Below are 25,737 nucleotides of genomic sequence, written 5' to 3' on the forward strand. Positions count from 1 at the left end.
ATTCACATGACGATGGATCACCTCATGACCCACGGTGTCTCCGTGACCGGCCGCACGCTGGATCGCGCCGAATTGATGCAACTCGTCGAAGGCTCGCCGGCGCCCCTTCGCCTGGAGGACTGCGACCTCGAAGGAGCGGACCTGTCGCGCCTGGATTTGCGCGGCGCGCGCTTCGAGCGATGCGCGCTCGCGGAAGCGTCGTTCGTCGGCGCGACGCTCGCGCACACGTCGTGGATCCGCTGCCGGGCCCGTCAGGCCGATTTTGCGTCGTGCGACCTCGAGGACGCCGCGTTCCAGTCATGCGACCTCAACAATACGAGCTGGCGGCGCAGCAAGCTCGGCTCGGTCCGGTACACCGAATGCAGGCTGACCGGCGCCGATTTTGAGGAATCCAGATCGCTTGGCCTCGAATTCGCCAGCACGCTGCTGGTTGGCGCGAGCCTGCGGCGCTTTTCGTTCCGGAAGACCCGGCTCGTGGCACTCGATTTCTCGGACGCCGACCTCGCCGGCGCGGACTTCCGCGACGCCGTGTTCGAAGGCGGCAGCCTGCGCAACGCTCATCTGAACGATGCCCGGTTCGAGGGCGCCGACCTGCGCGACGTGGATCTGGGCGCCATGCCCAAGCTGCTCTCGTCAGGCGTGCTGCGCGGCGCGACCGTCTCCTACGATCAGGCGGCCATGATGATCGAGAATTTCGGGATCCGGGTCGCGTAAGGGGCCGCCCCGCCTGAACGCGATTTCGCGGCGCGGGCCCCCGCGCCGTCTAATATTCTCATCACTTCGACCACATTTCGGCCGCCCTCCATGCGCTTGCGAGCGCAATACGCGACCGGCCCAACCACGTCGCCGGCCCGCGAATCCCTAGGGGAAAATCCGGAGACATCCTTACAGCGATTTGCCCGATGATTCACGAGAGCGTCATATTTCGGCGATTTCGCTGAATGCCAGGCTTTCAGTTCGTGTCGTGCAGCAGATGCCGCCATGCGGCAAACGCGACGATCGAAACTTGAAACGGCCGCCGTGGGCGAATCGCCGGGTGTTCAATACTTTCAACAACCCGGTCGAGAGTAATCGTGAGAATCCGTGGCCCGCTGGTGCGGTGGAGACGAGGCGATGCGCGCAATTGGCGCGCCGCGATCGCGTCCCCCGACGACCGTGACGGCTGGCGAAGTCCTCGCCTGCCGCTGTCGATCTACACCATCCTGTCCCGCCGTTCCGTTCGCCGTCACAACGCCGTCGCCGCCCGCGCGTCAGTCGCGATCCATACCGACGACGTGGCGTCGCTGCTGCCTTAGCGCTCCGCCCCTTTCCCCGTATCCGTTCGACCTGCGTACCGTGTCGCCTGACCGGCGACGGGACCGGCTCACGTTGCGTTTGCACGCGAGCCATGCGCAATATCGCACGGACTCCTGATTTCATTGCGTCGCCCGTGCTCGTCGAGAGCACCGGTCACGCACGCCTGTTCCATCCGATGAACCGTCGCGCGCCACCCCGCCCATTGCGGCTCGGCGCGCGCACCGCCAGGGAAAACTTCGTCATGCGAATCCGCACGCTTCGCCGCGCCATTTCAGCCGCCGCCCTCCTGTCGATCGCCGTCGCCGGCACGACCGCCCACGCAGCCGGCGAGCTGAACATCTACAACTGGTCCGACTACATCGCGCCGGACACGATCCCGAACTTCCAGAAGCAGACGGGCCTGCACGTCCGCTACGACAACTACGACAGCGACGACACGCTGCAGGCGAAGCTGCTGTCCGGGAATTCAGGCTACGACATCGTCGTGCCGACGTCGAACTACATGGCCAAGCAGATTCAGGCGAGCGTCTACCAGCCGCTCGACAAGTCGAAGCTGCCGAACCTGTCGAACCTCGATCCGCTGCTGATGAAGATGGTCGCCGACGCCGATCCGGGTAACCAGTACGGCGTGCCGTGGGCCTACGGCACCGACGGCATCGGCTACAACGTGCAGGCCGTGAAGAAGGCGCTCGGCGACAAGGCGCCGGTCGACAGCTGGGCGCTGGTGTTCGATCCGGCCAACATGGCGAAGCTGAAGAGCTGCGGCGTGTCGTTCCTCGACCAGGCCGTCGACGTGTTCGCCGCCACGCTGCAATACATGGGCAAGGACCCGAACAGCACGAACCCGGCCGACTACCGTGCCGCGTACGAGGTGCTGAAGAAGGTGCGCCCGTACATCACGCAGTTCAATTCGTCGGGCTATATCAACGATCTCGCGAACAACGACCTGTGCGTGTCGTTCGGCTATTCCGGCGACGTCGGCATCGCGCATCGCCGCGCGGCCGAGGCGAAACGGCCGTACGAGATCCGCTTCGCGAACCCGAAGGAAGGCGGCCTGCTGTGGTTCGACATGATGGTGATCCCGAAGGACGCGCCGAACCGCGACGCCGCGCTGAAGTGGATCAACTACCTGCAGGACCCGAAGGTCAACGCGGGCATCACCAACGCGGTGTTCTATCCAACCGCGAACAAGGCCGCGCGCCAGTACGTGAAGCCGGCCATCGCGCGCGATCCGTCGGTGTATCCGGCCGACGAGATCTTGAGCAAGATGACGCTGCTCAAGCCGATGCCGCCCGAGATCCGCCGGCTGCAGAACCGGCTGTGGGCGCAGCTGAAGACGGGGCGTTGAGCGGGGCGCCGCGCGACTGAACCGTGCCTGCGGCGGCTCGCGCCGCAGGCGCGCCCGCATCGGCAGCCGTCGAGTCGATCGCTCGAACTATTGCGCGCTCCGTGCATGCGCCATCGCCAGCGCATCGTCGACGAACCGGATCACGTCGTCGAGCGACGACGTGCACGCGGCATCCGGCGCCAGCGACTCGAACGCACCGTCCGGCCCGAAGCAGACGAGCGGCTTGCGCCAGCGTTGCGCCAGAGAAATTTCCTGGGCCGTACCGTGCCCGCCCGGCAACGCGACGATCAGATCGCTGCTCAGCACGTTCACGTAGTTGCGGTTGATCGTGTGCGGATCGGCACCCGGTTCGCGGCGCGGCAGCGGCGTGAGGATCGGAATGTCGACGAACGGATGCGGATAACCGTCGAGCGGCACGAAGCCCGCGAGCGGATCGGCCTGCGTCGGCACGATGCCGATCGATCGGCCGGCCCGGCCGGGCACACTGGCGAACGCGCGCGCGACCGCCAGCATCACCCCCTGCCCGCCGCCCGTCAGCAGGTTGAACCCGGCCTGCGCGAGCCACGCGCCGAGCGGCTCCGCAAACGCGAGCCACGGTTCCTTGCCCGAGCCCATCACGCCGATCGTCTTGTTTTGCTGTTGCATCGTGGTTTCCGGTGAAATCGTGGCGGCGCGCGGACGCACCGCGCTCATTCGAGCTCGACGCCCTTGAGTTCGGGAATCAGGAACACCGTCGCGATCATGTCGAGCACGTAGAGGCCGGCGAGCAGCGCGATGGCCGTCTGGAACGAGTAGTGCGCGGCGAGCGCACCGACCGCGACCGGGCCGAAGCCGCCGACCGCGCGGCCGATATTCCACAGCACGTTCTGCGCGGTGGCGCGTGCGGCCGTCGGATAGCCTTCCGACATCAGCGTCCCGTAACCGCCGACCATCCCGTTGACGAACATGCCCATCAGCGCGCCGGCCCACAGCATCGCCGCCGGGTCCGACAGCCGCGCATACGCGATGACCGTCACGACCGATCCGAGCTGGTACAGCAGGAACGTCGGCTTGCGCCCGATACGGTCGGCCAGTTGTCCGAATACCCAGACGCCGACCATCATCCCGACGACGGTCGCCGCCGTCCACAGCCCGGACTTCGTCAGCGAAAAGCCCATCTGCTTCGACAGGAAGGTCGGCAGCCAGATCATGATCCCGTAGTAGCCGAAGTTCTGGACCGAACACAGGATCACGATGCCGAGACTCGTGCGCGCGGTGCGGCTATCGGCGACGAGCATGCGGAACGCGTTGGATGGCGGCTGCGTCGCACGCTGCACGAACGCTTCCGGCTCGTGGAGCTTGTTGCGCATCACCCATGCGAGCAGCGCGGGCAGCACGCCGACCACGAACATGCCGCGCCAGCCGATGTGAAGCAGCAGCAACGGCGTCAGCAGCGCGGCCAGCAGCACGCCGACCTGCCAGCCGAGCGCGACGTAGCACGACACGCGGGCGCGCTTGCTGGCCGGCCACGCTTCCGCCGCGAGCGCCATGCCGATTCCGAACTCGCCGCCGAGGCCGATGCCCGCGATGGTGCGGTAGACGAGCAGATCCCAGAAGCCGCGCGCGAATGCACACAGGCCGGTGAAGATCGCGAACAGCAGGATCGTCCAGGTCAGCACGCGCACACGCCCGTAGCGGTCGCTCAGCGCACCGAACACGATGCCGCCCGCGACCGCGCCGATCAGTGTCCACGTCACCAGCGCGCCGCCCTGCCCGGGCGTCAGCTGCAGCACCGCCGTGATCGCCGGCAGCATGAAGCCGAGGATCAGCAGGTCGAAGCCGTCCATCGCATAGCCGATCGCCGATCCGGCCAGCGCTTTCCACGCGTACGACCCGACCTGCTCCACGCGCGGGGCCGACGGGCCGCCGAGCGTCGAAGATTTCATGTTTGCTGCCATGGTGTCCTGCCACGAATGTCCGGCGACATTCTAAGGCCTGTGCCCACGCACGACGGGCGCGGGCGCGCGTCGGCCCCCGCTTGGCCGGCGGCAACCGGGAAACGGCGGGCGATGAACGGTCGGGGGAAAACGTCGATCCGGTGTCGGCGGCGAGGCCGGCGATGTCGCGGTCAGGCCGGACACCGGATGAAAAACAGCATGCTGGCGGGGAGTTGCCGGCCGGCCCGCCTGCGCGAACCGTACGGCGCCGCGCGGCCTGGCGGCGCGGCGGGCTTCAGCCCTGATCGTCGCCGGGCCACCAGGCCTTGGCCTCGCGGTCGACGGCGAGCGTGTCGAGATCCTTGCCTTCGAGCCATTTCGGCCGCGGGCCGCGCCCCGACCATGAGCGGCCGGTCGTCGGATCGTAGTACTTCGCAGGCGCCTTGCGTTTTCGCTGGACGATGTAGCCGAGCGCGCTCAGCACTTCCTGCTGTGAAATTCCCAAAAGCTCGACCTGTTCCTTGAATGCCGCAAGCGCGGCCTGCTTCTCCTTCTGCTTCGCATCCGACAGCTTGATGTTCAGGTCCCGAAGTTGTGCTTCGAGTTCCTGCAGGGCCTGGGTCATGTATTCATCCTCTTTGGGCATGTTTTTGCAAAAAGCTCCGACGGCCGAACCTACCACGAAGTTCCGCCGATCGGGGCTGTCAAATAAGTGAATCGTTTGCCTGAGCCGGCATGGTTTGCGCGATGCGCACTAAACGACGTCGTGCGTCATTGACAGGCAGGACCAGGCCGGCAACGCCCGGCACGCCGCGTACGAATGCACGGAGCGAACGGCAGCGGCAAGTGATTCGCCGCACCATGGCACTGGCGCGGCATGGCGCGAATGATAGCAGTGCGGGGCGGCGCGTTGCAGAAGTCGCAGAACGCAGCCGGTGCGGATGCGATCGTTCAGCGGTCCGCGCCGTGGGCATCCCACACGATCCGGTCGAACCGCGCGCGCAGCTTCGCGCCACGCGCCGCATTCAGCGCAGTGGCATGCGCGACGCGTCCGGCCAGATGCGCGCGGAAATCCGGATGCGCGTCACGATTCTGCGACGCCGGGCCGTGCCGGATGCAATTGGTCAGGATGGCCTTCAGGAGATCGAACTCGTCGCGCGCCAGGTTCGGATGACGATTGACGACCACGCCGGCCAGTTGCTGCCGCGACCCGCGCCGCATCACGCGCGTCTTGCGCAGTTGCAGCGCGAAGCCTTCTTCGAGCGCAATCGCGGCAACCCTCACCTGCAGCCGCTCGAGGTTGCGCGCGAGCGCATTGCCGCCGGAAAACGCGAGATCGTCCGCATAGCGCGTGTAGGTTGCGTCGAGCGCTCGCGCGAGCGCGGCGAGCCGCAGGTCGAGCCGGAACGCGCACAGGTTCGCGAGCGCCGGCGACGTCGGCGCACCCTGCGGCAGATGCCGTTCCCGATAGCGCTGGCGGCCGATCCAGTCGAACCGGTCGCGCAGGTCCGGCGCGAGCAGCCGCGCCGACGGCACGCGATTGGTGCACAGCCCGGTGAGCGTACGCGCGACTTCGGCCGGATACCCGAGCGTCACGAACAGCGCATGCACGCGCGCGGCGCGCACCGACACGAAAAAATCCGCGAGATCGAAGCGCACGACGACATCGCGATCCGCATGCGGCGCCGCGAACGACACGATCCCGTGCCCCTTGCGAAAACCGTGTACCGCACCGTGCGGCGCAATGCGATCGAGCAGCCCGTGCAGGATGCAGCGCTGTGCTTCGCGCAACCGGCCCTTCGGGATTTCGACGAGGCGGCACCCGCCGCTGCGCTTGTCGACCGCGACATACGTGTAGTGATGCAGCGGCGTGGCGCTGCTGCGCGCGTCGACGCGCCAGTGATCGGACAGCCAGTCGAGCGCCGGCGCGCTCACGCCGAGCCAGCCGGCGAGATCGCCGGGCGTCGCCCATTGCGGCACGTCGCAGCCGGCGAGCGGCGCCGGCAGCGGCTGCTGGGCGAGCGGCCGCCGCACGATACGGATCACCGTCGGCCGACGATCGCCATGCCAGGCGCGCACGAACGCTGGCGCATCGGCCAGGACCGCCGCAAGCGCGTCGATCTCGACGCCGGCCCAGCTCGCACCGAAGCGCGCGAGCGCGGCATCCGCGCACTCCTGGACCCACGGCTGCGCGTCGCCGAGGACGGCCGTCATCCGCGCGATGACGCTGCCGCGCTCGGGCGAACCGGCGAGCATCGCCTCGGCAATCGTACGGGTGGTGTCGCGCAGGGATGAGTGCATGGACAGAGAGGGGCGGGACGATGAGTCAACGTGGCTGGTGCTGCGAGCGCAGTCGTTGCGCAACGCGCAACTCGGGCACTTGCGACGCATCGGCGTATCGATCCGATCCACGGGGTAGCCCCGTAGTCCTGGAACATCGGCTGCCTGTTCCGGGGGTGTGCTTGACCCACCGCCCGCGTCGCGACTGTAATCGGCGGTGACGCCAGGTGTCAAATCGGGCCGGGCGCCGCGCTCATGCGCGCCGGGAAAACAGATCGCTGGACGCGATCGGCGCTACGCCGATGCCCACCATGCTGTTCAGTACCGTCGCCCAGCTCGCGTCGCTCACGCCGACGGGAAACGACCGCACGCGATTGGCGAGCAGCCAGAAGGTACGCGTCATGCCGTCGCTCATCGCGACCTCGTAACCGCTTGCCACCGTCCAGTAGCCAACCGACGGCATCGGCACGGGTGCATCGCGACCTCCCTTGAACCCGGCGGCGGCCGTCGCGAACTTTCTGTCGAGCGGCATGGCCTGGCGCGGTACGCAATCCTGCGAATTCTGCTTCGGGAACGCGGGGCTCGTCTCGAGCCAGCGGCGATAGAACTTGTCGGCGTCGACATGGACGATGAAATGCTCCGGCCCGCCCGGCTGCGCCATCAGATAGCAGTCTGCCTGGTTGGGCACGGGCACGCGCCAGGTTGCGCGCTTCGCGCTCAGGTCGACCAGTTCGCAGGCCATCGGCCGGAGCTGGATCGATGACGCGGATTCGGATTCGCGCAAGTCGCGCGCGCGCAGAATTCCGTTATGAAGACGTGTCAGCATGGGCCCTCTCTTTCTCTCGGTCTTTTGGAATGAGTCAGGGCCCGTGGAGCGAGCCGCGCCGCCGTGGCAGCGGCCGGCAATGCACGGCGTGCCGGCACCGCGATACAGACACCCGGCGCCCTGACGCTCCCGACTGAATCGGGAACCGGCGCAGTGTATCGCCTTTCCGTGCCGGTCCGATGAACGCGACGGTTGCAATGCAGCATGCCGGCACGGGCCGGGCGCCGGGCAGTCCGGCTCAGCGCTCGAGCAGCCGCCCCAGCCGCATCATCGTGACGTTCAGGCCGAGATGGCGCATCGACGGCTGCACGATCACGCAATTGTCATACGGTGTGACGATCACGTCGTCGCCGTCGCGCGCGATCTCGGTACCGGCCTTGTCGATCACCTCGAGCCCCGTGAACGGCTGCGAGAACCGGAAAGCCATCGAGCGGGCGACCACCGGCTCCGTGATCTCGATGAACGTCTGCCGCACCGGCGCGGTTTGCGTGAGGAACGCCGCGACGTCGTCGCGCGCGACAACGCCCGCATGCAGCAGGAAGCGCGCGGCGCTGTCGAGCGCGACGTCGCGCGCGCTCGCGGCGAAGTGCTGGCCCGTCTCGATCAGCAGCGCATTCTTCGCGCTCGCCGGATCGCCGAAGCCGCCGTAGTCGCGCAGCCGCGTGCCGTTCGCATGACCGCGATCGACGATCACGTGTTCGGGCGTGCCGATCGCGGCCGCCAGCGCGATCGCCTTGTCGAGCGGCCCCGTCATCATCAGCGGCGCGGATGCTTCGTGCATCGAATGAATGTCGAGCAGCAGGTCGACCGTATCGAGCAGCGGCCGCATCGCGCGCGCACGCACAAGCTCGCGGCTGTCGCGCGTGCCGTCGAGCGCGGCCGGCGTCCACACGCGGTTCATGTCCTCGTCGAGATAGCGCGTCGCATCGGCGTTCTCCGTGCTGAAGCGCTCGTACGCGCCGACGTTGCCGAACCCGAGCGACAGGCGGCCCGCGACCGGGCGCAGGCCGGCGGCCAGCAGCGCGTCCACCGCGATCGCGCCGCTGACTTCGTTGCCGTGCGTGAGCGCCAGGATCATCACGTGCTTGCCGGGCTTGCCGCTGTCGAACGTATGCAGATAGTCGATGCCCGTATTGCCTGCGCGCCAGCGCGAGATGTCGGGAAAGGCCACTTCGATCGGATAGGCCGGCAGCGCGGCGCGGATGGCTTCAAGCGTAGTCATGTCGGAAGGATTCGTCAGGGTTCGGGAAAGGCGCAGCCGGCGCGTGCCGGTTACGCCCGAATCGGGTTCGCGTGAGGCCGGTCACGCCTCGGTCGCGCGGTGCGACGGCGCGGAGCTTGCCGCCGCACCGCGCATCCGGCGGCCGAGCGAGATCACCGACGTGATGCCGAGTACGGCCGTCGCCATCACGTAGAAACTCGGCGCCAGCTTGTTGTGCGTTGCGTCGATCAGCCAGGTCACGATCAGCGGCGCGAAGCCGCCGAACAGCGTCACCGAGAAGTTGTACGACAGCGCGAGGCCCGTGCCGCGCGTGCTGGTCGGGAAGATGTCGGCGAGCAGCGCCGGCAGCGGCGCAAGGCTCACCGCGATCAGCAGCCCGACGAGCGCCTGCACCGCGAGCAGCGTCTGGACGGTCGGATAGCGGTTCAACATCACGAACAGCGGCCACGTCGTGACGCCGACCAGGATCAGCGCGATCAGCATCACGCGGATGCGGCCGAAGCGATCCGACAGGTGTCCGACGACCGGCGCCGCGACCATCAGCATCGCCCCCGTGACGACCGCGCCGAGATACGACGACGTGGCCGGGATGTGCAGCTGTTTCACCGCATACGTCGGCATGTACAGCTTGTGCACGTAGTTGAACGCCGTGGCCGTCGCGACGACGCCCGCGCCGAGCAGCATGTTCGCGCGATCGCGGACGAACACGTCGCGCAGCGGCGACTTCGCGCGCCCCTGCTCGCCGAGCCGGCGGAAATCGGCCGGTTCGTCGATGTTGCGGCGGATGTACAGGCCGACCGGGCCGATCAGCAGCCCGACCGAGAACGCGACGCGCCAGCCCCACGCATGCAGCTGGTCGGCGGTCAGCAGCAGGCTCAGCAGCGCGGACACGCCGGCCGCGAGCACCGTCGCGAGCCCCTGCGTCGACATCTGCCAGCTCGCGAAGAAGCCGCGGCGCTTCGCGTCGGCCTGCTCGACCATGAACGCGGTCGCCGCGCCGAATTCGCCACCCGTCGAGAAGCCCTGCAGCATCCGCGCGACGACGATCACGAGCGGCGACGCGATGCCGATCTGCGCATACGTCGGCGCGAACGCGATCATCGCGGTGCCGACCATCATCAGCCCGATCGACACCGTGAGCGACGCCTTGCGGCCCGCACGGTCGGCGTAGCTGCCGAGCACGATCGAGCCGAGCGGACGCGTGACGAACGAGATGCCGAACGTGCCGACCGACAGCAGCAGCGAAGTCGCCGCGTCGTGCGTCGGGAAAAACAGCTGGCCGATCTGAATCGCGAAGTAACCGTAGATCAGCAGATCATAGAACTCCAGCGCGTTGCCGATGCTGGCGGCGCAGATCTCGCGCCACGGATTGTGCGGGGCCAGCTGCGCGGCGTGCGGGTTGCGGGTCATGCCTGTGCTCCTCCATTCATGCTGGCCGTCAGGATTTTGAAAGACGGCGCGCGGCGGTTGCCGGCGGCCGTTCGGGCCAGTCAAGCGCGGAGTGTAGGCACCGCGGGGCGAGCGTTCGTGCCGTTTCGGCACGCAATCGTGCTGATCGGCGCATCGCCCGCGCCGGGCGGCGCGGGCGGCGGGTTCAGCCGCCCGGCGCCTCGCCGTCGTCGCGGGACGGCGCGGTGCGCCAGATCGCGTCGAGTACCGGATGCGATTCGTTCCGGCGCCGGTACAGCGCGATGTCGAAGCCGATCTGCCAGTCGGCGCCGCCGACGATCGCAAGCTCGCCGCGCCGCACATCGTCCGCGACGAGCCGTTGCGGCAGCCACGCGAGGCCCAGCCCGCGCCGCGCCATCGCGAGGATCGCTTCGTAGGAGTCGGCCTGGTAGACGGGCCGCAGCGTCGGACGGTTCGGCATTTCGGCGAGATGGCGGGCGAGCACCGCGCGCAACGTCAGCGTGCGGGCGAACGCGAGCCACGGCACCGGCGCCTGCCCGGCCGGCAGCCGGTAGCGCGCGCTGCCGCGCGCATCCAGCGCGCTGACGGGCACCAGCACCTCGCGCGCGACGGACAGCCAGTCGAAGCGGTCGCGATCGATCAGCAGCCGCGTGTGCGGGCTCGAATAGACGATCAGCATGTCGGCTTCGCCGGCCGTGAGCTGCAGGATCGCTTCCTCGGCGCTGCCGGTCGACACGGTCGCCGTGAAAAAGCCTGCGCGCGCAACCGTCTCGTCGTACCAGTCGGGGAAAAAGGTGGCCGACAGCGTGCGGCCGGTCGCGATCCGCAGGTTGTTCTCCAGCACCGGCGACGCTTCCTGCAGTTGCGTGCGCGCGCCGTGCAGGATGTCGAGCGCGTTCGACGCGGCGTCGAGGAAGACGGTGCCGGCCGCCGTCAGTTCAAGCGGCTTCGTGCGCGCGATCAGCCGGGCGCCAACCCATTCCTCCAGCGAACGGATACGCCGGCCGAACGCCGGATGCGTGACGAAGCGGTTTTCGGCCGCACGCGTGAAGCTGCGCGTGCGGGCGAGTTCGACGAAGTCTTCGAGCCATTTCAGTTGCATGGCCTGGCTCCTGGGTGGGCGGTGAGGGGCTGCACGGTGCGCACGCCCGCATGCGGGGCGAACGGGCCGGCCGGTACCGGCGGTGTGGCGCGAACCGCGCGTGCCGACTGATCCTACAGCGCCTGCGGCGCATCGCGCAGCACGGTGCGCAACGCAGTGTCGAACGGCGTCGCGCAATCGATCCCGAGTGCCCGCACGCGCGATGCGTCCAGATGGCAATCGTACGGGCGCGGTGTCGCGTCGGTCGGCTGGTCGATCGGCTTGAGCGATGCGTCGATGCCGAGCGCGGCCGCGATTCGTTGCGCGATGTCGTGCTTCGTCATCGGCTCCTCGCCCGACCAATGGCGGATGCCCGTCACGGTTTCACCCGCGAGGTGACGCAGCGTCAGGGCCCGGATGACTTCCGCGACGTCGGGCGTATAGGTCGGGTAGCGGATCGCCCATGCGTCCATGCCGACCGCGCCGGCGCCCGGCCGCGCGGACGCGACGATCGCCGGGACCAGGCTCGTGACGGCCGATTCGCTCCAGTCGGCAATCGGGCCGAACAGCAACGGCAGGCGCAGCACGCAGGACAGTGGCGACGCGGCGAGAAGTGCCGCCTCGCCTTCCAGTTTGGTGCGGCCGTAGATGTTCAGCGGGTTCGGGGTGGCGTCTTCGCTGTACGGTGCCGCTTTGCCGTCGAAGACATAGTCGGTCGAAATGCCGAGCGTCCATGCGCCGTGTCGCGCGGCGAGCGCGCCGATGCGGGCCGGGGCCGTGACGTTGATCGCGCGTGCGGCAGCGGGATCGCGTTCGCAGACGTCGGGACGGCGCTCGGCTGCGCAGAGGATGACGGCCGCCGGCTTGCGGGTTTCGAACAGGTGTTCGAGGGACGGCTGGTCGAGGACGTCGAGTTCCGCGATGTTTTCCGGTGGCAGCGCGAGCCGTCTTGCGCCGGCGCTTTGCGGGTTCCGGAGGGTCGCCAGCAGCGTCAGCGACGATTCGCGAGCCAGGGTTGCGGCAACCGCGCGGCCGAGGAGGCCGGACGCGCCGATGAGGAGGATGGTGGGGACATCGGTCGACGAGGCTGGATTGGGCACGGGCGGCAAGGCGAGTTGAATGGAGGGGCGCGGGATCGCGTCAGGCGTTCCTGCGGCAGTCGTGCCGAGGATAGCGGAAAAAGCGGCACGGCCGGCGGTCCCGGCAATGGCGCGACCACGTCATCGGGATTGCGGGCGCCGGGACTCAGGGACGGGTTCGTCTCGACGCCGACGCGCCCACCTCGCGCCAACCGGCCAGACTGCGTCGTCCGGGAACGACCGTCTTGCCGGCCGCGTGACGCTGCTGCGCGCCGCATCGCGCTGCCGTTCCCTGCCCGCCCGGCCACGCGCACACTGGCGGCGCGGCGCCGGTCTTCGCCGCACGGCCTTGCGCCGAACCCGGCCGGCGTCGACACGCGGCGGGCCCGGTTGCGACTGCTGGCGGCCGACGCATCGGGCACGACGCCGAGCCCGCCAGCGACAACTTCGCGACCGGCCACCGTCTTTCCATCCCCAAAGAACCAGGCCCGGCACGCTTTCGCGCACCGGGCCCGCTTCCCCGGACAGGACCGTCCGTCGCGTTACTTCCGGTCGACCGAATACCGTCCCGGCCCGCTCAGCGCGAGCAACAGCAGCCCGCCGATGATGCTCACGTTCTTGTAGAAGTTGATCATCGCCATGTACTGCTCCATCCCCTGCAGCGCCCAGTAGCGATGGCCGATCAGCGCGGTCGCAAGCGTATAGGCGGCAAACGCCAGTGCGAGCGGACGCGTATAGAAGCCGATCGCGATCAGCACGCCGCCCACCAGTTCGACCGCCACCGCGATCGCGGCCGCCAGCTCGGGCGCCGGGTTACCCGTCGACGCCATGTAGGCGACCGTGCCCGAAAAGCCGTTCAGCTTCTGCCAGCCGAACAGCACGAACAGGATCATCATCAGTACGCGAGCCGCCAGCAGCAGCTCGTCCTTCTTCGACTCCAGCGAAACGTAACGCATAGCAATCACCCTTGAATTGACGGTTTGATGCATCCGGTGCCGATGCGCGCCGCATCGGTGCGCCAGGCCGGCAACGGACCATTCCTCGCGCAATCGGACGGCAAGCCACCGGGCCCGCCGCCGAAGAATCCGTCCGGTGCGCCGCGCTTGCCGGCGCGCTCCGGATCGGTTCTGGCGAAGCACGGATGCAGTCTACTGTCTCACTGAAAATCATCAATCCGCCGAAACATGATTCGCTGTCTCGAATCAGTGGACAATCGGAGGAAACCGGCTCGTCACGCGGCGTCCTGACCGCCGTTCAGCCCCCTTCCCTCCTGTTTCAGGAATGTGAAACGTCGCCACATCTTTGTCGTGACGGGATTCAATCGATATTGCGCTCTCGAATTGACATGCACCGTCCAGTGCCGTGCATCCCATCCGTTATTCAGTCATGCGCTCGATGTGTGATTCACCGGCGCTCGCTTCGTCCCGGCTACCAGGCCGGATTTGCAATCGACGCCGCATCCTGTTTCGAGCGACCACACATGGCCCGGAAATGCGCTGCGTCGAAGAAAAACATCTCGCATGCATGCGGCCTGGTGTCGCACGTGGCAGTGCGATGCCCGCCAGACAAGGCTCACCGCCCGATATCCGCGAGCACGGACACGCTCGCCACACCGTTCATCCGCTTGATGTTTAGTGCGATGAACGAAAAACATGTCATCAAACATCCATGCTTTCAGAATGTTTTCAATGCCGTCGAAAATCCCTCAATAAATGCAATTAAAATCATGGTCTTGTGCTGAAACTTCGCATGCCTTCGCCGCACCCCGCACTTACCTTCCCCTCGTCACAGTTTTCACAAGAATAATTACAAAAAATTACCAATTAATACCGATTTAAATATACGATAGCGCACCGATTCCTTCTTACGTTTTCCCGACAGCCCTCGCGAACCGCGGTGTGCGTTGTGCGGGAAGCGGCATGCAGGCGAATCGCCACGAGCCCGCGCGGATCGCCGCAGGCAGGCTCGGCAGCCGTTCGTCACAGGATCGCCTTTCAACCGGAGTCACCCATGGCAACGAACTCGCCCGTCAACAGCAGCGCGAACGCGAACGGCCTGTTGCAGCAGGCCGCGCAATCGATCATCAACGGTTCCACCGGCAACCCGGCGATGGATGTCGGCTCGCTCGTCAAGACGCTGGTGAACGCGAAGACGGCCGGCCGGGTCGCGACGCTTGCCGCCGCACAAACGACCGGCAATACGCGGATTTCCGCATTCGGCGCGCTGTCGGCGGCGCTGAGCGCGCTCGACGCAGGCCTGACGTCGCTGAAGAACGGCGCGCTGCAGTCGACGTTCAATGCCGTCGCGAGCGGCAAGGGCCTGACCGCGACGGCGGGTGCCGGCGCGGTCGCCGGCACCTACACGGTGGGCGTCACGCAGATCGCGACCGCCCAGGCGCTGTCCTCGGCGGGCTTCAACGGCAGCAAGGCGCTCGGCACCGGCACGCTGACGCTGTCGCTCGGCAGCCAGTCGTTCAAGGTCGAGGTCGGCAGCACGAACAACACGCTGTCGGGCATCGCGGCGGCGATCAACTCCGCGTCGGGCAACCCGGGGATCAGCGCGACGGTCATCAACGGCACGGACGGCGCACACCTCGTGCTCGCGTCGTCGAAGACGGGCTCCGCGAACGCGATCAGCGTTGCGGTCGGCAACGTGACCAACGACAGCGGCCTGTCGAGCCTCGGCGTTACGTCGACGCCCGACACGGCCGGCGGCGCATCGAAGATCGACTCGGCGAACAGCGCGGCCGCATGGCGGCAGAGCGCCGTCGCACAGGACGCGAAATTCACGATCAACGGGATCGCATCGACCAGCGCGAGCAACGCGGTTTCGGGCGTGTTGACGGGCATCACGCTGAACCTGTCGTCGGCCGCGGTCAGCGCGACCGATACGCAGACGCTGACGGTCAGCACCGACACGAAGTCGCAGGCAGCCACGATCACGAATTTCGTGAACCTGTACAACACGGCCGTCAAGACGATGGGCGCACTGTCGAGCTACACGGCAGGCGCGAGCACGCAGGGCGCGCTGATTGGCGATTCGACGCTGAACACGATCCGCAACTCGCTCGCGTCGATCGTTGCGCGCGGCGTCGAGACCGGCGCCGCCACCGAGAAGGGCAACGGGCACGTGAACCTGCTGTCGATCGGCATCAAGCTCGAGAAGGACGGCACGCTGAGCGTCGACGCCGCGAAGCTCGACGGCGCGCTGTCCGCGAACCCGGCGGGCGTCGCGCGCCTGTTCAATCCGGAGAACGGGATCGGCACGCGGCTGGCCGACCAGATCACGCAGTTCACGAAGAAGAACGGGATGATCGACGTGCGCACGAACGCGCTGACCGCCGATCTGAAGCGCGTGACGCAGCAGCAGTCGGATCTGTCCGACTACGCCACGCAACTGACCAAGCAGTATCAGGCGCAGTTCACGTCGCTCAACACGCTGATGGCCAAGATGAACTCCAACACGCAGTACCTGACCCGGCTGTTCGGCGGCGCGAACAGCAGCGGCGCGCTGTCGAACAAGTAAGCGGCCGGGCAGCACGTTGCGCGCGACGGTTCGAGCCGTCGCGGGCGGCGTCCTGCATGGAAAGGAGTGGTTCATGCCCGGCCGTGCGCAAGCGCTTGCCGGGTTCGCGTCGTCGCGGCCGCCTGGCCGTGTGCGGTTTGCCTGAAACAGGCAGGCGTCAGCCCAGACCTTCGACGCGGTCGGCGAACAGATCGATGGCGCGCGACACCTGACGCCCGAAATAGCCTGGCCGCTCGCGCTCGTAGGCGCGCAGCAGCGACGTGCATTCGCGCTCGGCCCAGCGCCACACGGGGCCCTGCTTCGCGAATACCGGATGATCCTGCAGCTCGGCCGGGACCGCGTGCTCGTCCTCCCAGCCCCAGAAATAGGCCTGGTAGGTCCGGGCGAACGGCATGCCCAGTTGGTCCGCGACGGTCTCGTCGTGGCGCAGCGTGAAGTCGACGATCTCCTTGCGCGTGTGACCGTCGGCGTCGTGGCGCGCTTCGATCCAGCAGTGATACCGCGCAAGCTGCGACAGATGCCGTGCGGTGCGGCGCCGCTCGCGCGTCGTGCACAGCGCATACAGGTTGCCGGCGCCAAAATCCATCACTTCGCCGCCCGCGAACGGCCGGTAGGATTTGCCGGTCAACAGCGTCAGCACCTGCGCGCCGACGATCGCATAGTCGGCACAGCGCATGTAGCCGCTGCGCGTCGTCGCCTCCGACACGCTCCGGTGGACGACCTCGTCGATCACGGCGTGCAGCATGGCATCAACCGGTGCCGCCAGGATCGGTGGCTGGCTTGTCGTCGTCACGTGTTGCATGAGGGGGCGAATGCGGATTCAGCGGTTCATCGGTAAAAAACACTCCGCGGCATAATATTACGAATCGTTACGGGAAGCGAAGAAGCGATTGCACAGATTTGTGCGCTTTTGTCGTGCGACGCAGAAACTTGCGCGGGGCGGCCGGCGGACGCGGCGAAACGCGCGGCGCGGCGAATCGAACAACCGGGCATCGGCGCCACGCTCGCGGGCGGCTCGAGTCGGGATGCGGAAGATGAAAAGCCGGGCGGCACGACGACGCAGCGCCGGCGGGTGGCGTCGCCATCGCCTCAATCGGGCATCGCGGCGGTCGGGTCGCATGCGCGACGCCGGTTTTTCTCGCGGCCAACGGGCGGCCGCATGCACACCCTGCGATCACGCGCCGCGGCACCCGCGCGACGCGCATTATGCCCCGGCGATCCGCCGGCGGAAATGTTCGGTTCCGGCCACGATCTTGTCGAGCACCGCATCGAGCGCCCAGAATCGCTCACGCACGTCGTAGTCGATCGCTCGGCACTTGATCGACGCGAAGGTGCCGATCCGCTGATGGTAAAGCTTCGCGAGCGCCGGGTAGCCCAGCGCTTCCGACACGGCCGACACCACCAGGAACGTGGACAGCTCATCGGCCAGCGCCGGATTCGATTCGCCCTGCGTGCGCAGCCACCGGTAGAGATCCGGGTGGAAGTTGGTGAACACGCCGTTGAAACCGGCGGAACCGGCTTTCATCGCGTCCCATGCAATCGCGGCGTTCGCGTTCAGGATCTTCAGCGGCGACCCCGCGGCAAGCGCAACCCGCCGCTTCACCGTCGCCAGGTCGCAGCTCACGTCCTTGAGCATCACGAACCGGCCCGTGTCGATGCACGCGCGCAGTTCGTCGTCCGACAGCAGCCGCCGGTAAGGCGCCGGACACTCGTACAGGCCGAGCGGGAGATCCGACGGCAGTCGCGCGAGCAGCCGGTGCAGATGGTCGAGCAACGCGGCGCTGCCCTTGCGTTGCGGATCGAGCCGGTTGGTCACGAGCACGACACCCTGCGCACCCGATTCGGCCGCCGCGCACAGCTCGGCGGCTTGCGCGTCGAGATCGTCGCTGATGTGCCCGGACGCGACGACCGGCACGCGGCCGGCCACCCGCTCGACCACGAAGCGTGCGAGTTCCGCGCGTTCGGCCAGACTCAGGAACTGCATCTCGCTCGATTGCGCGACCGCGAACAACGCATCCGAGCCATGCGCCAGATACCATTCGATGAGCCGCTCGAGCCCGGCGTAGTCGATCGCGCCGGCGTCGTCGAACGGCGTCAGCATCACCGGCACGATCCCCTCGATGGTCACGTTCGATTGCTGCGGGTGTTGCATCTGTTTCTCCTTCCTTCAGTGAATGCGGATGCGGGCTGCGCGCTCAAGCCGGCAACGGTCCGGGCGCGGCGTTCGCGGCGTGTTCGGGAATCGGCTTGCGCACCAGCAGCAGGTAGGCCATCGCGCCGGCGAACGCGATCGCCGCGGCCGTCAGCAGCGCGGGCACGAACGACCACTTCTGCGCAATGATGCCTGTCAGGATCGGCGCAAGCGCGCCGCCGATGAAGCCGCCGAAATTCTGGATCGCGCCGAGCGACGCGACACGGCTCGGCGGCGCGGCCGCCGTCGCGAGCGCCCACGAGCAGGCCGACGCCGCGTTCGCGAGAAAGATCACGACCGAAATGCAGGCGAGCGCGACCGTGTTGCTCTGCACGAGCGCGGCCGGGATCGTGAAGGCGACCATCCCGAGCATCGCGACCACCACCGCGTTGCGCCGGCTCACGACCGGCGACCGGCTGCGGCGGGTCACCAGATCCGACAGCCAGCCGGCGACCAGCGAGCCGACGAACCCGCACAGGAACGGCACCGACGCGGCGAATCCGGTGCGGATCAGGCTCATGTGCCGCTCCATCGTCAGGTAACCGGGCAGCCAGGTCAGGTAGACCCAGTTCAGGTACACGGAGCCGAAGAAGCCGATCAGCATCCCCCAGGTCGTGCCGTGCGAGAACAGGCTGCGCCATTCGGCGAAGGTCAGTTTCGGCGCCGCGACGACGCTTTGCGCATCGGCATCGAGATAGCTGCGTTCGGCGGCGGACAGTTGCGCGCGCACCGGATCGCGATACAGCGCGAACCACACGACGGCGACGACGAGGCCGAGTGCGCCGGTCGCGACGAACGCCCAGCGCCAGTCGAACGATGCGACGAGAATCGACAGCAGCAGCGGCGCAAGCGCGGTGCCGAGCGGCGACGCCGCGTTGAAAATGCCGGTCGGCGTGCCGCGCGCGCGCAGCGGAAACCAGTTGCTCACCACGCGCGCGGCCGACGGGAACTGCGGCGCCTCGCCGATGCCGAGCACGATGCGCGCGACGATGAACCAGCCGAACGTCGACACGATGCCGCCCGCCGCCTGCGCGAACGACCAGACGATCAGCCCGATGCCGAGCAGCCGGCGCGGGCCGATGCGATCGACGAGCCCGCCGACCGGAAACTGGCACAGCGCATAGCTCCATGAGAACGCGGACAGCAGCAGCCCCATCTGCGCGAGCGACAGGCCGAGATCGCCGCGAATCGCCGAACTCGCGACGGCCAGCGTGCCGCGATCGAGATAGTTGACGATCCCGCTCGCCATCAACAGCGCGAGCGCGATGCGTTGTCCGCGCCGGATGCGTGGCGGCGCGGGCGGAACAGGTTGGTTTTCGTTCATGTCGGTTGTCTCCATGTCACTGGCATCGGCCGGTTCCGGCCGTTCCGTCGTCTGCGGAATTCAGGTATCCAGACGGATCACTTCGTCGCGCGTCGGGATCGAGCTTTGCGCGCCGTGGCGCGTGACGCTGATCGCGGCCGCACGCTGGCCGAAGCCGATCGCGTCGTCCATCGATGCGCCGCCGGCGCGCGCGGCCGCGAACCCGCCGACGAACGTGTCGCCGGCCGCGGTCGTATCGACGGCCACCACCGCCATCGCCCGATGGCGGCCGTTCCCCGCGCTGCCGCGCCAGCAGACGCCGCGCGCGCCGAGCGTGACCAGCACGTTGCCGACGCCCTTCGCGCACAGTGCATCGGCGGCGCGCACGGCCGACGCATCGTCGCCGACGGCGATGCCGGTCAGCGATTCGGCTTCGGTTTCGTTGACGACGAGGTAGTCGACCCGCGCCAGCAACGCGTCGAACAGCGGCTGCGCGGGTGCTGGGTTGAGCAGCACCGGCGTGCGGTGCGCACTGGCACAGGCAATCGCGCGCGCGACTGTCGCGACCGGCACTTCGAGCTGGCACACGAGCAGCGCGGCCGCGGCGATCGCGTCGCGCGCCGCGTCGATCCGGCCGGCATCGAGACGCGCATTCGCACCAGGCACGACGACGATGCTGTTCGCACCGCCTTCGTCGACCGTGATCGTCGCCACGCCGGTCGCCGTACCGTCGATCCGGTGCAGGTGCGTCACGTCGATGCGCTCCGCCGCGAGCGCGCCGTGCAGGCGTGCCCCGAACGCGTCGTCGCCGACGCAGCCGATCATCGCGACCGATGCGCCCAGGCGCGCGGCCGCGACGGCCTGGTTCGCCCCCTTGCCGCCGTGAACGGTCTGGAATGCCGTGCCGAGCAGCGTCTCGCCCGGCACCGGCAGGCGCGGCGCGCGCGTGACGAGGTCGATGTTGACGCTGCCGACGACAGCGATACGCGGTGAAGTGGTGTCGTTCATGCTTGAATGTAATCGCTTACATTCGAGACCGACAAAATGGCCGAAGAGGCCGTCGTCTCTGAAAATTTCGCGATGCGGGTGGAATCCATGTCTGACATAATACGAAGCAGCAAGAAGATAGCGCTTACATTCTCACAGGATCGAATGCGGATGCAAGCGGGACCACCATGAATCGAGGGTAAACAATGACGCGACTGGCCACGCACGCCGCCGGCAGGCCCACCCCGCCGGGAGACAGCCGATGAGCACGCCTCCGTCCCGCGGTGGCGCGTCGCGGGCACGCCGCGGCAGCGGTCGCTCGGTGCTCGGCGATGTCGCGAAACTGGCCGGCGTGTCGACCGCGACCGTCTCGCGCGTGTACAACGATCCCGGCAAGGTATCGGCCGACGTGCAGCAGCGCGTACGTGACGCGGCGCGCGCACTGAACTGGATTCCGAATGCAGCCGGCCGCGCGCTCGCGTCCACGCGCACGCACATCACCGGCGCGATCATTCCGACGCTCGACGACCAGGTGTTCGCATCGCAGGTCGCGGGCATGCAGACGGTCATGGCCGAGCACGGCATCACGCTGTTCCTCGGCTGCTCGAACTACGATCCCGCGCAGGCACTCGCGCAGGTGCGCGCGATGCTGTCGCGCGGCGTGGAGGCCGTGTCGCTGGTCGGCGAAGCGTATCCGCCGGAACTGTTCGAACTCCTGGCGTTGCATCGCGTGCCGTACGTCGTCACCTATGCGTATCGCGACGACAGCCCGCACTGCTGCATCGGCTTCGACAACCGCGCGGCGTTCGCACGGCTCACCACGCACCTGCTCGACCTCGGTCACCGCGATTTCGCGATCATCATGCAGCCGTCGGCGGACAACGACCGCGTGCAGGCCCGCCTGCGCGGCATTCACGACACGCTGGCCGCGCACGGGCTCGCGGTGCGCCCCGTGCATCAGCACGAAGGGGCGGCCACGATCGCGTTCGGGCGGGCGAGCCTGCGCGCGATCGCGGCGCGCGATGCGGCGACGCGGCCGACCGCCGTGATCTGCGGCAATGACGCACTCGCTCTCGGTGCGTTGCTCGAAGCGCAGGCGCTCGGCATCGACGTGCCCGCGCAATTGTCGATCACCGGGTTCGACGACATCGCGCTCGCACGCGAGATCCAGCCGCCGCTGACGACGATGTGGGTCGACACCGACGCGATCGGGCGCCAGGCCGCGCGTGCGTTGCTCGACGCGCTCGAGAACGGCGCCACGGGGCCCGGCTGTGCCGTCCTGCCCGAGTTGCGCATGCGGGAATCGGCCGCGCCGCCGGCGCAGGTGCGTGCAACGCGCAAGACGTGAAGAAGTGCCGGGCGGCGGCGCCTGCTTACTGCATCACGTCGACCGGCAGCGTCTTGTCGAGCGTGTCGCGCCACGCGTTGATCGTCTTCGGCACGGTTTTCTTCCACGCCGGCACGTTCGAGTAGTAGCGCATCCGGACGTTGTTCCTTGCATCGAACACGAGCAGCCCGATCCACAGATCGGCGCCGCGGCGCATCACGATCGCCGCGTTCGTCGTCGCAATGCCGCGCACCCAGTACGACGTCACGTGTGCGTTGAGCCCATCGAGATCCTTCTCGTCGGCGCTGTCGTTCACCATGTCGACGAGCGTCTGATAATCGGCGCCGAGCAGCTTGTGCGCGGTCGCGTTCTGCTGCGCATCGGCGACGACCTTGAGGCTCAGCAGGTCGGCAGGCGGCCTGGCCCGGGACTGCGCGGCGCTCACGTAGTCGCCTGCGTACATGACGCCCGCGCCGGCGCCGCAGTCGAAATCGGCGCCTTGTTGCGTGACGCGGATACGCCCGCCCTTCCGTTCGAAATCGAGCCGGCACTTGTCCTTGCGGTAGGTACCGCTGTCGCCGTGCAGCACGATGTCGCCGTCAAGCCCGCCGGTATTCGCGCCGTTATTGGCCCCCAGCTCGAAATGCAGGCGCGGCGCCGTGCCGGTCAACGTCAGCACGCCGCCGAACGACGGGTTGTCGCTCGTCATGTACCACGTCTGCTGCCAGCGGTCGGCGGCCAGCGGCGTACCGTTCAGGCTGGCGAGCCGTTCGCGGTAGCGATCGCCGAGACACGACGCGTCGCTGCCGCACTGGTCGCGCTGCTTGAGCCACTTCAACTGCGCGGCCTTCAGCGCGGCCGTATCGCCGCCCTTTGCGAGCGCCCTCTTCCACGCGGCCGACAGGTCGCCGTCGAGCTTCGACAGCGCGGCATCCGCGCAGATCGTCTTCTCGGTCGGCGAAGCGGCCTTCGCGCAGTCGAAACCGGCCGCGTGCGCGGCAACCGGCAGCAGCGCCAGCAGCGCAGCCGCCGCGACAGATGGCAGGCGCGTGCGTCGCTTGTCGGATGCGGAAATCGCGGCGTGTTCGCGCGTATTCGATCGGTTCTGGATGGTCATCGGCTTGATCGTCGCAGGGTCGCGCACCTGTAGAAGCTACCTGCGCGCGACAGTCGAGGTAAAAACGCCCGGCCCGGCATGCAGCGCATGCCACTGCCCGCCGAAGCGTAACCCGAATGCGCGACGCCGATCAATCGACGTTCGATGTCATTGCAACCGCTTCCGCAGCCACGCTGCATTGCACGATACCGTCGCGTAACTCGGCTTCCGTCGCATGATCGAAGATCCCGATGAACACCATCGCGCCATCCCCTTCGTGCGGCGCCAGCCCTTCGTCTTCCATCGACGAGAACCGGATGCGCCGCGCGGCGACCTGGCACACGCGCGTGGCGACCGCACCGGCCGCGTCGGCCACGCGCACGATGCCTTTCGCGCGCAGGATCGTGCGCGGCAATGCTTTCAGCCATGCACGCAACCGCGCCTTGTCGAGTACGTCCGGCACGGCGACGGCGAGGCTTGCGAACGCCGGCATCGCGTCATGACCGATCGGCCGGTGCAAGCGCGCGATACCGCCCGGCAACGCGCAGCGATCAGGCACGGCCGTGTCGAACAGCAGCGCGAGCGGAATCTCGCCCGCCCGTGCCGCAACGACGACATCGGTCGGCGCGCACGCGCGCACGTCGTCGAGCACCGCATCGCGCCGTTCCGGTGCGACCAGGTCGAGCTTGGTCACGACGATCGCGCCGGCGCCGTCGAGCTGGCGCTGCGCCATCGCACCGACGAGCGGATCGGCCAGCGTGTCGCGCCACGCGAGCGCGTCGGCGACGACGAGCACCGACGTCAGCCGGAACGCCCCGTTCAGCAGTCCGATCTGCGCGATCTTCGCGGGATCGGCCACGCCGCTCGCCTCGACGAGCAGCAGTTCGGGCCGCACGTCGCGCGTCGCGACGCGCGTCAGCGCATCGACAAGTGCGCCGCCGATCGTGCAGCAGATGCAGCCGTTGTCGAGTTCGATCACGTCGTCGCCGCGCGCGCGTACGAGCCGCGCGTCGATGTTCACCGCACCGAAGTCGTTGACGAGCACCGCGATGCGCCGGCCATGCGGCGCCTGCAGGATCGCGTTGACGAGCGTCGTCTTGCCCGCGCCGAGATAGCCGCCGATCACCGCGAGGTCGATCGGTGCAGGCGCGGGCGCGGCCATTGCAGCGCGCGCGCTCATCGCGGCGACCGGAACACGCGCCCGCCGAGCACGGTGCCCCACACGGCGAATGCCTTCAAACGCGCGGGCGCGCACACCGACGGATCGTCGTCGAGCACCGCGAAATCCGCATACTTGCCGACTTCGATGCTGCCGACGAGATGGTCCATCCGCAACGTGTAGGCCGCACCCAGCGTGATTGCATGCAGCGCATCGTCCACCGTCAACCGCTCGCCCTCGCCGAGCACACGCCCGGACGCCGTCTCGCGCTGCACCGCGCACCATGCGGTAAACAGCGGATTCAGCGGCGTGATCGGCGCATCCGAATGCAGTGCGAACGGAATACCGAGCCGCCGCGCGGAGCCGGCCGCGTCCATCCGGTTCGCGCGATCGGGGCCGATCGTCTGGCTGTAATGCGCATCGCCCCAGTAGTACAGATGATTCGCGAAGAAGTTCACGCACATCCCGAGCGCGCGAACGCGCTGGAGCTGCGCGGTGTCCGCCATCTGGCAATGCTGCAGCGTATGGCGATGATCGGGACGCGGATGGCGCGCGAGCAGCGTCGTCATCGCATCGAGCACGACATCGGTCGCTTCGTCGCCGTTGGTATGCACGTGCAGTTGCAGCCCCGCGCGATGGAACGGCTCGAACACGTCGACAAGTTGCGCGGGTGGAATCAGCCACAGCCCGTTCGGCTGCCCGCCCGCATAGCCGGGCCAGCGCACGCGTGCGGTGAAGCCCTGGATCGAGCCGTCGACGATGAATTTCACCGGCCCGAAATGCAGCTTGTCGGTGTTGCGTTCGATTTCGCCAAGCACGCTGTCGGCCGACCGCGCCGGATTGCGCTGCGGCGCGAATGCCGGCACGATCCGCACCGGGTAATCCGGATCGGCGGTCACCTCGTGCAGCGTGCGGTTGCCGTCGGCCGACAGGTCGTTGACGAGATCGGTGGCCGTCGTCACGCCCGCGAGCTGCGCGACGCGCCCGAAATTCCAGACCGCGTGCGGCTTCTCGCTCGCGGAAATCGCCAGCTTGCCGCCGATCGTCTGATACACCGGCAGCATCGCCGCGAACTCCTGCAGCTCGCCGGTCGGGCGGCCGTCGGCGTCGCGCGACACGCCGTCGATGTCGGTGTCCTCGTCGATGCCCGCACGCGCCAGCATCGCGCCGTTCACGTTCATCAGGTGCACGCTCGCATGCAGGATCGCGATCGGCCGCCGCGCCGACACGCGATCGAGTTCGCGCACCGTCAGCCGCGCGGTGCCGAAGAAGATCGGATCGAAGCCCCACGCGAGCAGCGGCCCGTCGTCGGTCATCGCGCGCTCGGCGTCGGCGAGCCGGTCGAGCACCGCGTCGAGCGAGCGCAGGCCCGGCCACAGCATGCCGTCGGGGCCGCGCCGGTCGTAGTAGCCGACGTACACGGCATCCCACATCGCACCTTCCATCAGGTGGCAATGCCCTTCGACGAGCCCCGGCATCAACACCTTGTCGCGCAACGTGTCGTCGGCCCCGCACGCCCCGAACCGCGCGGGCCACGCAGCCGCGTCGGTGGCGTCGCCGACCGCGAGGATGCGACCGTCGCGCACGGCGACGTGGGTGGCCGACGGCTGCGCCGGGTTCATCGTCAGGATGCGGCGCGCGGTGAAGACCGTCACGGGTGCGGCCGGAGTGGCGGATGCTTGCATGGGGGG

Annotated in this window: 21 protein-coding genes; 4 read left to right on the plus strand and 17 right to left on the minus strand. The window is 68.0% G+C overall.

The window, feature by feature from the left end; all coding sequences use genetic code 11:
• Positions 1-24 precede the first annotated feature (24 nt).
• Both BLA15945_RS24595 and BLA15945_RS24600 read left to right on the plus strand, forming a co-directional pair.
• Positions 25-714, plus strand: a complete 690-nt coding sequence (locus BLA15945_RS24595; protein WP_059242403.1) for a pentapeptide repeat-containing protein — start codon at positions 25-27, stop codon at positions 712-714.
• Positions 715-1,537: 823 nt separating this feature from the next.
• Complete coding sequence (locus tag BLA15945_RS24600) at positions 1,538-2,644, plus strand: polyamine ABC transporter substrate-binding protein (RefSeq protein WP_059242401.1); 1,107 nt, start codon at positions 1,538-1,540, stop codon at positions 2,642-2,644.
• An 87-nt stretch (positions 2,645-2,731) separates the two neighbouring features.
• On the opposite strand, the gene BLA15945_RS24605 is transcribed toward BLA15945_RS24600, so the two are convergent.
• The 10 genes from BLA15945_RS24605 to BLA15945_RS24650 form a co-directional block, all read right to left on the minus strand.
• Positions 2,732-3,289 carry an SLOG cluster 4 domain-containing protein gene (locus BLA15945_RS24605; RefSeq protein WP_407045112.1) on the minus strand — a complete coding sequence of 186 codons (558 nt, stop codon included), beginning with the start codon at positions 3,287-3,289 and terminating at the stop codon, positions 2,732-2,734.
• Between the two features lie 44 nt (positions 3,290-3,333).
• On the minus strand, positions 3,334-4,581 hold the full coding sequence (locus BLA15945_RS24610) for an MFS transporter (RefSeq protein ID WP_174993571.1): 1,248 nt from the start codon (positions 4,579-4,581) through the stop codon (positions 3,334-3,336).
• A gap of 274 nt (positions 4,582-4,855) precedes the next feature.
• On the minus strand, positions 4,856-5,185 hold the full coding sequence (locus tag BLA15945_RS24615; RefSeq protein WP_059241212.1) for an H-NS histone family protein: 330 nt from the start codon (positions 5,183-5,185) through the stop codon (positions 4,856-4,858).
• 326 nt (positions 5,186-5,511) lie between these two features.
• Positions 5,512-6,861, minus strand: coding sequence for a reverse transcriptase family protein (locus BLA15945_RS24620; RefSeq protein ID WP_174993572.1), 1,350 nt, complete (start codon positions 6,859-6,861; stop codon positions 5,512-5,514).
• 232 nt (positions 6,862-7,093) lie between these two features.
• A complete protein-coding gene (locus tag BLA15945_RS24625) occupies positions 7,094-7,666 on the minus strand; it encodes a plasmid fertility inhibition factor family protein (RefSeq protein WP_059241210.1) in 573 nt (190 codons plus the stop codon).
• A gap of 238 nt (positions 7,667-7,904) precedes the next feature.
• Entirely contained in the window at positions 7,905-8,888 is a 984-nt protein-coding gene (locus BLA15945_RS24630) for a M14 family metallopeptidase (protein ID WP_059241209.1), read from the minus strand.
• An 81-nt stretch (positions 8,889-8,969) separates the two neighbouring features.
• Positions 8,970-10,298, minus strand: a complete 1,329-nt coding sequence (locus BLA15945_RS24635) for an MFS transporter (protein ID WP_174993573.1) — start codon at positions 10,296-10,298, stop codon at positions 8,970-8,972.
• A 184-nt stretch (positions 10,299-10,482) separates the two neighbouring features.
• A complete protein-coding gene (locus BLA15945_RS24640; protein ID WP_059241207.1) occupies positions 10,483-11,400 on the minus strand; it encodes a LysR family transcriptional regulator in 918 nt (305 codons plus the stop codon).
• 113 nt (positions 11,401-11,513) lie between these two features.
• On the minus strand, positions 11,514-12,479 hold the full coding sequence (locus BLA15945_RS24645) for a dTDP-4-dehydrorhamnose reductase family protein (RefSeq protein WP_174993574.1): 966 nt from the start codon (positions 12,477-12,479) through the stop codon (positions 11,514-11,516).
• 521 nt (positions 12,480-13,000) lie between these two features.
• Complete coding sequence (locus tag BLA15945_RS24650) at positions 13,001-13,414, minus strand: DoxX family protein (protein WP_059241206.1); 414 nt, start codon at positions 13,412-13,414, stop codon at positions 13,001-13,003.
• Between the two features lie 1,054 nt (positions 13,415-14,468).
• Here BLA15945_RS24650 and fliD point away from each other — a divergent pair.
• Positions 14,469-15,983 (plus strand): flagellar filament capping protein FliD, encoded by a 1,515-nt coding sequence (gene fliD / locus BLA15945_RS24655; protein ID WP_174993575.1) that lies wholly within the window; start codon positions 14,469-14,471, stop codon positions 15,981-15,983.
• Between the two features lie 157 nt (positions 15,984-16,140).
• On the opposite strand, the gene BLA15945_RS24660 is transcribed toward fliD, so the two are convergent.
• From BLA15945_RS24660 to rbsK, 4 genes are all read right to left on the minus strand, one after another.
• Entirely contained in the window at positions 16,141-16,785 is a 645-nt protein-coding gene (locus BLA15945_RS24660) for a hypothetical protein (RefSeq protein ID WP_059241204.1), read from the minus strand.
• Positions 16,786-17,187: 402 nt separating this feature from the next.
• A complete protein-coding gene (locus BLA15945_RS24665; protein ID WP_174993576.1) occupies positions 17,188-18,135 on the minus strand; it encodes a dihydrodipicolinate synthase family protein in 948 nt (315 codons plus the stop codon).
• A gap of 43 nt (positions 18,136-18,178) precedes the next feature.
• Positions 18,179-19,498, minus strand: a complete 1,320-nt coding sequence (locus BLA15945_RS24670; protein ID WP_174993577.1) for an MFS transporter — start codon at positions 19,496-19,498, stop codon at positions 18,179-18,181.
• A gap of 60 nt (positions 19,499-19,558) precedes the next feature.
• Positions 19,559-20,485, minus strand: a complete 927-nt coding sequence (gene rbsK, locus BLA15945_RS24675; protein ID WP_059241202.1) for a ribokinase — start codon at positions 20,483-20,485, stop codon at positions 19,559-19,561.
• A 241-nt stretch (positions 20,486-20,726) separates the two neighbouring features.
• Here rbsK and BLA15945_RS24680 point away from each other — a divergent pair, with 241 nt between their 5' ends.
• Positions 20,727-21,812 carry a LacI family DNA-binding transcriptional regulator gene (locus BLA15945_RS24680; protein ID WP_059241201.1) on the plus strand — a complete coding sequence of 362 codons (1,086 nt, stop codon included), beginning with the start codon at positions 20,727-20,729 and terminating at the stop codon, positions 21,810-21,812.
• A 25-nt stretch (positions 21,813-21,837) separates the two neighbouring features.
• Here BLA15945_RS24680 and BLA15945_RS24685 read toward each other — a convergent pair whose 3' ends face one another.
• The 3 genes from BLA15945_RS24685 to BLA15945_RS24695 all read right to left on the minus strand — a co-directional run bounded on the left by BLA15945_RS24685 (position 21,838) and on the right by BLA15945_RS24695 (position 25,731).
• Positions 21,838-22,908: a lysozyme inhibitor LprI family protein gene (locus BLA15945_RS24685; protein ID WP_081052147.1), complete on the minus strand. Its 1,071-nt coding sequence runs from the start codon at positions 22,906-22,908 to the stop codon at positions 21,838-21,840.
• Between the two features lie 130 nt (positions 22,909-23,038).
• Positions 23,039-24,067, minus strand: a complete 1,029-nt coding sequence (locus tag BLA15945_RS24690) for a CobW family GTP-binding protein (protein ID WP_404823524.1) — start codon at positions 24,065-24,067, stop codon at positions 23,039-23,041.
• Positions 24,064-25,731: an amidohydrolase gene (locus tag BLA15945_RS24695; RefSeq protein WP_174993578.1), complete on the minus strand. Its 1,668-nt coding sequence runs from the start codon at positions 25,729-25,731 to the stop codon at positions 24,064-24,066. Before BLA15945_RS24695 ends, BLA15945_RS24690 begins: the two co-directional genes overlap by 4 nt.
• Positions 25,732-25,737 lie beyond the last annotated feature (6 nt).

The sequence above is a fragment of the Burkholderia arboris genome (genome assembly GCF_902499125.1).
GTDB lineage: Bacteria > Pseudomonadota > Gammaproteobacteria > Burkholderiales > Burkholderiaceae > Burkholderia > Burkholderia arboris.